The 357-nt window shown below is 55.7% G+C and carries 1 rRNA gene; it reads right to left on the minus strand.

The window, feature by feature from the left end:
• Positions 1 to 357: ribosomal RNA gene (locus N6G83_RS54615) — 16S ribosomal RNA — on the minus strand; the annotation flags it as partial.

The following is a 357-nucleotide window of genomic DNA, read 5'->3' on the forward strand; positions in this document are numbered from 1 at the left end:
CGGGGATTTCACATCTGACTTAACAAACCGCCTGCGTGCGCTTTACGCCCAGTAATTCCGATTAACGCTTGCACCCTCCGTATTACCGCGGCTGCTGGCACGGAGTTAGCCGGTGCTTCTTCTGCGAGTAACGTCAATGAACGGTGCTATTAACACCGAACCCTTCCTCCTCGCTGAAAGTGCTTTACAACCCGAAGGCCTTCTTCACACACGCGGCATGGCTGCATCAGGCTTGCGCCCATTGTGCAATATTCCCCACTGCTGCCTCCCGTAGGAGTCTGGACCGTGTCTCAGTTCCAGTGTGGCTGGTCATCCTCTCAGACCAGCTAGGGATCGTCGCCTAGGTGAGCCATTACC

The organism is Serratia sp. PL7, from assembly GCF_945957435.1.